Consider the following 11,345-nt stretch of genomic DNA (forward strand, 5'->3'; position numbering starts at 1 on the left):
ATGATACTTAACTATATTACAGCATATAATACGTCTTATTAAAAATTGATATAAGAAAAAAGCATCAAATGAAAATCCAATTTCTCTTAGAGCCCATGGGATTGAACTATTCAAACGAAAGAGGCACAACCTGCTTGTGTCTCTTTCACCAAAGTAGATTTCTTACCTGTTTTTAGGTTAATCATATAAATAAACCTAATTAAATAATCTACTTAAATTACTTACACCTTAAAAGATTTCAAAACTTAAGAATCGTTTTTACCATTCGTTTTAAACTAACCTGGACACATAGTTTATATTTTTAACCAACACTCGTAAATAAACTATTATTCGATCTCCACTTATCATCCTTCACTAATATCAGCGTTTTTTTCCAGCATATTATCACATTTGTCTTCATAATAGATAAAAGAACGTCATATACCACTTGGTTAATGTTGTAGAATTAATTCTTTCTGCATCTTGCTTATTTGTTGACTAGAAGTATTAACACTTCTTTCGATACTCGAAGTTACAAGATTTAAAAAACTTCTATTCGATGTCGCTTTTGTGATTTCTACAGCATCCGATGTTCTTGTGGTCGTCTGTTCTTGCGCTTTATTCAGTTGAATATTTCTTTCAAAGATTCCATTCCCAAGTATGTAAGGCAATACTAAATACATAAACATAGTTTCCATTCCTAATTCTTTCTTATTAATGCTTCGCTTAACAATAGGTGGGTCAATAACAGGTCGTTCATTAAATGCTCTTCCATCAGCGAGATCTCTGAGGAGAATCATCACCATTTCTGCATCCATCATTTGAAAATTCGATCGCAACATAGGATTAGTATATAGTGCATTAGCCACAGTTTTTACTGATATCGTTGGTTTGTTCAACGAGTCAGCCAAATGATTGACAAATATCTTGAATGGTTCAGATGTTAATAAATCGGGAAAGTTAGTGATAAAATCACTTATTGTTTCTTCTCCACTCATACTAAATCCTGCTGGATTGTCATAATAACGAATCACATCCTCCGTACCTGCAATAAGATGTGTCGTTTCATGTAAGATTGTCTCATGTGGATTTTTTCTTAATTCTGCATCTTTCCTAATAGACGGGTCTAAGTGAAATGTATCCGCATAAATAGTTATTCTACATTCCGGATCGTACCTTGAAACAAGTGCATAGGCTTGCGGTACCTCTCTATAAAGCGAACGATATTCCTGTGCGCCTGGTTGACGTTTCAGTTCAGTGGAGACGATCCAAATATTTTTATAGTCAAATTTCTCCGTTTCTTGAAGGAACGCTTCTCCTTTTTTCGCTATTGAGCTTAGTCTCGTAATAATTTCCTTTAAGATTTCTTCTTTATTAGGAACATTACTCAAATCAAACATGTTAATCAAGTATTGGCCTTCTGGGGTTGCTGCAAAGACTGCTTCTTTTAACAATTTATCACACTTTTCCATGACTGTTTTACACTTTTCCTGTGCTGATGTAACATTTATTTTTAATTTTTCTCGAAATAGTTTGATATATTCTGGCACATCATCTGAATTAAGACCGACATACACTCGAAAGTCTAGTTTAGGATTCGAAGGTAAAACTTGGAGGATATTCTTCATAATTTGGCCTTTCACCCACTCATTATCATTATAATACACCGGTGGTTTCTCTGGAAGAAACTTAGAAAAATCCCCAAGAGGAACACTATCATCTTCAACTCTCGGCTCTTCAAATTTTTCTTCAAAGGGGATAGCCTGTCTAAGCTTCGTCCACTCATCTGCATGTCCAGGTGGATTTGGTGGAAGCTGATTAGCTGGTGGAAGCACCACATTTTTAATCATCTGTGAAGCGCCTTCTTGTGAGGTACTTGGAGCGCCTTCTTGTGAGGTACTTGGAGCTCCTTCTTCAGAAGCTTTTGAAACTTTTCTTCTTTTTGTATCTTTCCCTCCATGATGTAGGATTCCTGATTGACTGGGAGCGGTCGCCTCTATTGCTTGCTTTCTTTCTAATTCTGTCTCAAAACGAAACTGTTCAATCTCAGGATCGAATACCACGACGGTCATCGGCTGATTGGTATCTTTTTTCACTAAATGATACCGATACCCATTTTTGTGCAATTGAATCAATGGAATATAGTGATCATAGATCTTGATGTAGGATCTTCCTAAACTATTCCTCATCAGCCTTCTTTCATCGGGGGCAGAAAGAACACTTGGATCTTTTATTGATTCAAATTCATCCATATTCTTCATTACTTCATCTGCTAATTTTTTCGAAACAAAAGGAGAAGTCCCGGGTTCAAAATACCATTCTTTTCCGTTGAAATTAACGGGGTAAATCTTCTCTCCATCTACCACATCATAACGTACCCCATGTCCCCCAATAGAGGTGACTCTCACAGGAACCGTATGACCGTCTATCGTAATGAAATACTTGGTTTCTTTCCCTTTTTCTGCGACAGACATGACTTTCCCACTGCCATAGGCATTGGCATTCAGATTGGGTTCAACTGCAAAAATCTGATCTGGGGCAATTTCTTTTGTTAAACGATTGATCAGCGTTTTTTGTTCTTCCGTAAATGAGGCAGGCTCCGTAAATCTCTCTAATTGCTCCCCTCTCAACCAGAAAGGATTGCCATAGACATCACCAGTTTTCAGATCAGTCACCAACCTATAGGATTCATTTTCCATTAGTTTGACTGGCACTTCTAAGCCCTTTCCTGGTAAGTAAGTCCTGATGACATCTTTAGGTAACTCAGGTGTCTCCTTTACTAAACCAGCCATTCTTACTAAAAGTTGTTTGACATTTTTTTTCACCCAAACTTCATTTTTTAAAGCCACTAATCCCTTGAACACAAATTTACTCCCGTCAGCGATGGTTTCGATTCCTGGATCAAGATAACGTCTAATATTTATTAGAACCGACTTTATTTCTGAAACTTTTGGAGTAAATCGAGCCCCTTGACGAATCGCATTTCTGATTCCTCCTGTCGCCATCGCTTTGGCCATTCCTAAGGCAAATCTTGTACTAAGGGAAGTCACTTGCCCGAGAACTGGGATCAATAGGACGATATCGATGATACAAGAAGGAGCTGCTCCAGCGAAATCTTGCTCGATGAGTCCTGTCGCACAATCGTAAAAAGGTATGAAGTGCTTGGCAACATCCCACACCTGGTCACTGATGGATTGATCATTGCCGGATTTATAGAGTTGCTCATACAGAGTATCACTATGTTTCCGACTGAACGCATCAATCAAGGGTTGCGTCTCCTCCCCTTGTGGTAACTTCTTGCTTTTATCCATACGAGTAATAAATCTAAAGTACCGTTTCCCTATTTGAACCTCACTACCTTCTTTTTTATAGCTTTGGTTCCAAAGCTCTTTATGATTCAGTAGCCCATATTTGAAATATGCGAGCAAATCTTTATCCACTCGATAAAAAGTATAGCCCCCTCCATCCAATTTTTTTAAGGCATACCATCGCTCTTCATTTTTTTTGATGGCTACAAACAAATCGGTTTGATCTAACTTAAGTTCATTTAGAAGGACAAAAGGCATAAAATTTTTCAATGACGAGCTAGAAGAAGTATGCCCGATATGTTCCAACTCGGCAGAGGCCTCATACAGTTCTGTTTCAAGAGAGAAAATAAATTCTCGTTCTTTAAGGTCGAATCCTTTCAGCGCAAGCTCAATCAGTTTTTGATCCAATGGATAAAAAGTATCTGAGACTGCTTTGGTCAATCGAGTATACCATTCTTCTAAATTAGGTGAGGTAAACTTATTGTAACAAGGTTCCAGTCCATTAAGATAATTTTGAGTCATTGCATGAAAGGTGAAGATGGTTACCCCAGCAACAACACACTTCTGAGCCTCTCTCTCTGCTAACGCCTGTTTTCGTCGCCAGTTCAGGACTTCTTTTTGATAAGCTGTAAAAAGATCATAGAGTATGTCTAGATATTCTTTCAGTTGTAAATACCCACTTTGATGATACCCAATAAAAGTGCTTAAGGCCACCTCATGATAATCGCCTTTTTCCAATGCTTCCCGTAATCGATCTGGGTCTAACTGAGCAACCGCAAGCAACGCAGGAAGGACTGTATAACGTAGTTCTTCCACCCTTTTTATGCCATTTTCACTAATTTTATCCCAAACAAACGAACCGAACGTTTGAATTTCTGCTTGATTGAATTGTGTGTGGATGCCTAAATCTGCTAATAACTTTGCACCTGTCAACTGCATCAAGGAGTCATAATTAGAAATCAGCAACTCATCTGCCAGCGTATTTGTCTCAAGAAAATAATTCGGTAATACATCTTTGAGTAACAGGAACCACAACTTTTTTACAATCGGTTTCTCATCTTCCTTATATTTAAGCATATGTAAAGTAAGAAGACCTCCCTCTCTCAACTCTTCAATCTCAAGGAGTTTTCTAAGGTTGCCGATCGTAAACGTAGAAGGATCGGGAGAGTCAAGGATCTTCTTGATCATATATCCTTCCATCGAACTTCCCAGTATATTTTCAGTCACCCATCTCATGATAGTGATTCTCGCATCCTTATCGGAAATGCTTTCTTTTTCTCCCCCCCCATAAAGATTCAATTCTTTCAGGATCACTTTAGCTAAGGACTGGAGCTTGCTATAACCGAGGACCATTTCCCCCCTTTCTTCTGTGAACCATTTTCCCATCGCAATGAGAATATTCTCTAAGGTTGACTCTTCTTTTAGTATTCCTTCCTGACGGAAGAACTGTGCCACCTGAATCCTCATGTTTTTATCACGCCAATTAGGCGCTTCATACTTAGGTGTTTGTTTCCCATCAACGGATGGCTGCACGGAGGTTATTTCTGTTGCTTGTGTTGTTTGGGTTGTTTGGGTTGTTTGGGTCGTCTCTTCTTTTATTAATTCAGTAGAAGTGAAAGTAGGTGCTTCCTCTTCAGACGTATCAAGTAGCCATTTTGTAAAGATTGCTTGTGCTTTCTCCTTCGAAATCACTGCATCTTCTTTTTTTCCAAGGATGATATTCGCTAATATTTTTACTTTAGTGAAATCAGTCGTCTCTTTTCCTTCCACTTCCTTGATTGCCCATCTCGCCGCTTTTACTACTAATTCATTGGGTTTGGACACATTCACCTCGATATTCTTTTCCCCTAAGAAAGCAGCGATTTGTTTACGAATATTCTTTTGTTGTTCCTCTGTCCATTCAGGTAGCTTTGCTTCCATGATGACACTCGTGGCTTCTGTCGGAGAAAGGGCCTTATTCTCACGAGTAAAAGCCTCAATTCTTTCTTTTTCCTCTTCATTCGCTTCAACCACACTGATTTCAATAGCTTCAAACGTACTCGTGTCTTTATAGGAATACCCCACTTGTGCATTGTTATTTTCCCATTGCAGTAAGAGATAGCGTGCCTCTTTCACCGTCACCTCTTTTTCTTCCAGCCCATAGGCTTTTTGCAGGAGCTGAGCGATTTGTTTTTCTCTTGCTAGAATCGTCCCATAGGCGGTTCCTTCAAAGAGCCACTTTTGCATCCCACGAACCAATTCACTGGCGGATGAATCCTTAAAAGAAACTTTTTGTTCAAGCAGCAATTTTCGAACCGCTTCATTCACGGCTGGTGTTGCCTTTCGCTTTTCAAAAAGCGCACGATGATAATAAATGGTTTGGATAGGCTGATCCTTAGAGATTGTGGACGTGCGATCATGGATAAAATCCGCGTAGATTTGTTGGCTTTCTTTTTTTTGTTCTTTAAGATGGATCATTGATGGAGCCTCTGCTTGGGACAATTGGTGATGGATCGTTGTATAAGTGATCTCTTGGTATGTATACCCTTCTAATAACGTATTGGCCTTCCATTGATTAAAAATCGCCTGTACCTTTGTAGATGACAGAAACTCCCCAAGTCTGAGGTCCTCCACACCATAAGCCTCCAGTAAGAAGTAGGCTAAAAATTGTTTTCTTTCAGATATATCAGAGACATCATGAGTGCTTCCTTTTTCGAGCCATTGTAGTGTGGTCTTTTCTAATTCACTACCAGAGCTTTCTTTGATCTCCATTCCTTCCTTCGTGAAGAACTCTTGCATTTTTTTATTGACAGCACTCGTTTCATTTCGCTTTTGAAAAAGAAGGAGATGGTAATAAAAGATCGGTAGAGGCTCTGAATAACGTGTCGCAGGAACCACATTTTCCGTCACATCCATCACGATTGTATGAACGGATTCTAAGTCTGAATCTACAACAGTTTCTGGTACTCTTTTCATTTCACTGTTGTCTGTGAGGGTCTCATTACGAAATTGGCTTTCATCTAAAGAAGATTGTTTGAGTTCAATAAAGGTGTAGTCTTTGAACACATTGTTGCTTTCCCATTGAAGGATCGTGTTGACAGCCTCCGTTGCTGTAAGATCGCGACGAATACCATAACTCTCTAGAATAATAGGAGCCAGCTGTTTTTGCCTAGCTAAAATCTCTGCATCTGTTTGTTCATTATGGACCCATTCATAGGCATTGATCGCTGAGGGTTGAGCGGGCAAGCCTTCACTAAACTCTTGTTGTTTAGCTAGAAACTGTTTGACTGCTTCATTGGCTTTCTCTGTTTCATTCCGTTTTTGAAAAAGCGCAAAATCAAACCAGAAAGGGAGGAGGGGTTCGTAGGTCGGTAGCGTCATAGGATGCTTATTAAGGTAAGCCAAATGGAATTTTTTTACCATTGCCGCTCCTTCTAAAGATAGTACACCGTAGGTATAGATATTAGTAGAAATGATCGCTCCAGCTAATCCACTAGTTTTATACGTTCGATCATCTGAAGAAGGTTCCTGAAACTCGTAATCCTTAAAAATATTATTGTCACGCCATTGCGAGAAAATAGCATGGGCTTGATGGTGAGAGATCGGATGGCTCGCTAGTCCCGAAGCGGTAAGAATCAGCTCAGCGACTTGTTTACTTCTGATTTCTTCTGTTCCCTTTCCTTCTTTTCTGATCCATCTCTGTGTCGCAGTAATCAGTTGAAGGAGGGATAATCCCTCACAGGGTATTTTTTGATCACAAAGTAATTTTTTGATGGCAGCATTGACCTTTGGTGTTTTATGTCGCTGTTGATACACCGCATAGGCCCCCTCATGATAGTAGGTTGGGAGTACCACAGTGGGTGGTACACGAGAGGGTTTTCCCTCTAAAAAAGCAGTGATAATACTATTTATTTTTTTTGTGAACGCTAAATACCTTTTATCATGCGTATCCGGAGATTGGAATTCAGGCGTGGATGACTCGTCAGACCTTTTGTTAATGGGCAATCCTGTTGTTATATTGGAGCTAGGTAGATCAAACCCATTTTCTTTTTTCAATTGGCTCGCATGGTTCGTTGTGTTGGGCTGATTTTCATTCAACACAACAATTATATCGTGCACCCCTATGGGTGTTTCATGATGCGTTTTCATGAGGTATTTAAATTGATACCCTTGGAAGATATTATTGTCTCGCCATTGGAGAAGAATACTGGCCACTCGATCATCGGATAGCTCTTGTCCAACAAGTCCCAAAACGCTAAGAACAACGTCAGCAACTTCTTTGCTCCGAGCGGCCTTCCCCTTATTTCTCCCTTTGCTTATCCACTCCTCTGTAGCCGTAATCAATTGAGAAGGAGTTAATTTTTCACATGGCACTTTTTGTTCACAGAGAAATTTTTTGACCTCCTCATTCACCCTTTGTGTTTCATTGCGTTTTTTATACAATTTCTCGTCATATAAGATCAGTGGTAACTTCTCAGAAATGGGTACAGGAGAAGGTTTTCCCTCAAAATAGGCGCTTATAATACAGTTTATTTTTTTCATATCATCCGAAGTATTTTCAGAAAGAGTGGAAGGTTGCGCGGTAGGAGGAAGAATCTCTTCCACTTGATACGACAGAGAACTTGTTTCCATAAGCAGTTCTGTGGTCAAGTCGGACGGAGTTTCCTTCAATGAGGCAGTTGTTTCCCTAGGTATTTGCTTGGCTTCTTTAAATTGATATCCTTTGAAGATATTATTGTTTCGCCATTGTTGGATAATCGCCGATGCTCGATCATCTGATACCTCTTGTCCAGCGAGTCCCGAAGAGCTAAGAATAACTTCAGCGGTTTCTTTACTTCTGGTTATCTTCTTCTCCTGTCCTTCTTTCCATATCCACCAATATATAGCGTTGATCAATTGAAGAGGAGATGATCCAGCACATGACTCGTTTTGCGTACAAAGAAATTCTTTGACTTTATCATTGACATGGTCTGTTTCATTCCGCTTTTTATACACCTCCGCATCATCTAACAAAAGTGGTAGCTTCTCAGAGAGTGGTACAGGAGAAGATTTTCCAGCAAAAAAAGCGGTAATGATACTATTTATTTTTAATGTATCCGCCAACAATTTTACAGAAGTATTCGAGGATGACGTGGTAGAAAATGATGCCATTTCCACTTGGTCCTTAACAGAGTTTGTTTCGATGGTCAGTTCTGTTGTCACGTTTGACTGGTTTTCATTCAACGAAACAGTCGTTTCCGTACGTATTTGATGGATTTCTTTAAATTGATAGCCTTTAAAAATATTGTTGTCTCGCCATTGCAGGATAATACCTTTTGCCTCTGAGTTTGTCAGTTTTCTTGTTTGGAGTCCAGAAGCCTTTAAAATAATCCCAGCGATTTTTTTTCTTCTAGTTCGCGTAGTCTGAGCCTTTTTTGATTCTACCCAAGATCGTATTTTTAGAAACAAAGTTTGGTCTGTCATATCTTGACACCACTGTTTTTCCTCACAAAGAAAAGCTTTCAACTCTTTATTCACTTTTCCGAGTTGATCGCGATTTTCAAAAATCTCTAAATCATACCAGAAAAATGGCAAATTTGGTGGGATCGTTTCACGCAATAATTTAGCCACCGAATAGCCATGAATATAGGTTTGAATGACATTTTCTAATTGTTCTTGTATTTCTCTAGAAATGACTTCAGAATATTCCAACTTTGGTGTATCTATCTCTGATGGTAATGGTGTAGACGCTATCATCGTTTCGTTTTTTTCACTGGTTATGGTGGTTAACTCAGTCGTCACGATTTTTTCTAAAGTGGTTTGTTGAGATTCGGTTGTTTGCTGAGATTCTTTTGAGGTTGGTGGTTGTCGGTCTTCAAACGAGTAATCTTGAAAGATATTATTATTTCTCCATTGCAAAACGATCCTTGTTGCCTTGGTATATTTCAGCTCTATATTCTGAAGTTCTAAGGCATTCCGAATGATCGTAGCAATACGCTTTCTTCTGGCCATTTTAGTTTCCAGACCATCTTTTATTTCCCACTTCTTTACGGCATCAAGTAATTTAACACCTGATAATCCGTCACATGGAACTCCTTGCTTACACAAATAATCTTTGACTTTTTGATTGACCCCTTGTATTTTATGACGCAATTGAAACGTTTCAAGATCAAACCAAAAAGAAGGTAAAGGAACGGTATTCGATTCACTAGAAGGCCGATGTTCCAGATACGCATTCATAATTCGTTTTATTTTTGCGACCGTTTCTGGCGGGATTTCTATATAAGATTCTACAATCATTTCTTCATAATCAGTCGAAGGGATAGCCGCTGCTTCGACCCCTAAATATGGGAATACATCGAAATTGAAATGTTCAATAAACTCATCCACCTTTCCATAAAAATCCGCTGCTAGATGCCAAAATGGGGAAAAATAACTTTCTTCTTCAAGGGACAATGTAGGTTTAGCTTCCCATACCGATTGCGGAATCATTTTTGAAGCTAGTTTCTGAGGGGGATTTTCCGCCTTTTTATTATTCGATTTTTTTTGCGAAGTCTGGGTTGAGAGCAAGTTGTCTGTCGGGTGAATGGTCATTGGGATCTGCAGATTCTTTACTGGTGGGCGGTGATTAAGGATTTGTTCCCCATAGTTTACCGAAAAGGAACTCAGTAACCAATCAGCAAAATACGACAGCAACGAACCGCTTGTTTCTCTTTGTTCTTGAATAGGCTCCGCATGTTCATGTTGGGAAAAGAACTGGTAAAACAGCTTAGTCAAGTCATTCCAAAATGTTTCTATCACTTGATTATGTACATGTTTTGTGGGATTTATTGTGGCGTTATATTTGTTTTCAAAAGAAGCTTGAAAGGTTTTACTTAGCCTTTTAGCTGTCTCTTCCGCAGAAAAATGTGAGGGAGCTTGAACGGTTCTATCAGTCATCGGATCAGTAGAAAAAGGGAGAATTTCCCTTTCTTGTTTCATTTCTTGGTTGTTTTGTGTCTCAGCTTTACCGATTGCTTCTTGACAAATCGTGATAAAACTCGTTTGTTCTACACTTTCTCCTGTGAAGATCAATGTGTTTACCTGATCCGTCCTTCTCGTGGTGGTACAATTCAGAAGTTGATAGATATTATGGATCCTCTGATGAACAGAAAGACTCAATTCCTGGGCTCTCTTCGCTATGTCGATGTTTTGTGGTGCAGATGTCGATGTCTGATGGTGGAACGTTTGGTTGGTAAAAAACGGACTGGCACTGAGAAACTGAGAGGCGATTGATGTTGACTGATGAGGCATGGTATGGGACGTCTTCAAGAACTGGATTCGCTCACGGTTGATGGTAGAGGTGGAAACAAAGGAATGTATTCTTGTCTGATTCCCGTCTCTTCTCACATCAATTCGTGTGTTCGCTTCAAAAGCTGGCGCATTTTTTTTGATGACTGTCTGTTGTTCAGGAGGATCGACTAATCGTGCATTTTGGCAGATACTGTATAAATAAAGGAAGCCATCTAATGTCAATAAACTATCGGGGGCTAGTGTTTGTCCCATCCTATTGGCAATATAATTTAACTTCGCTTGGTCATTTCCTGATTTATTCTTGTCATTTCGTTTGTTGTTTTCTTTCCCAATCGCTTCTCTAGAGTTAGCTTGTGGTAGCCTTATCTTCTTCGTCATGTTAACTTTCTGTGGCATCTTGTTCACTCCTTCATTAAACATTAATTATAGAACTAATTCGTTGTATAAGTGTTCATTTGAATAACAACTAAGGAACTATACTTTTACGTCACCCATCAATTATCTATGGCTGGCTTCAACGACTCTATATCATTTTCTTTAAAGTGATCGTTCTTTTAGATAAAAAGCAACCGTTATTCAAATCTAGAAAAAAGAATACATAAAAAAACTCAATAAAAGCACCTTTAGTTCATCAAACTATACGAGCAAATATCTCTACGGCTTGTTCCTCCTTTCTATGAAACTTGCTTTTAAAGCATCCGATTTCATATAGATTATAAAACATATGCCCAGAAACATCATTCTAGAATTTGTGACATTCTCTATCATTAAAGAGACCAATATCACAAAATTGCTTTAGTTAAGATT

At 38.8% G+C, this 11,345-nt stretch carries 1 protein-coding gene; it reads right to left on the reverse strand.

The window, feature by feature from the left end; translation table 11 throughout:
* Positions 1–431 precede the first annotated feature (431 nt).
* The gene (locus A5844_RS03995; protein WP_086283979.1) at positions 432–10,934 is read right to left on the reverse strand and encodes a QWxxN domain; all 10,503 of its coding nucleotides are present in this window, start codon (positions 10,932–10,934) and stop codon (positions 432–434) included.
* Positions 10,935–11,345: the final 411 nt, after the last annotated feature.

Origin of the sequence: Candidatus Enterococcus wittei, from assembly GCF_002140175.1 — a bacterium.
Classification (GTDB): Bacteria; Bacillota; Bacilli; order Lactobacillales; family Enterococcaceae; genus Enterococcus_B; species Enterococcus_B wittei.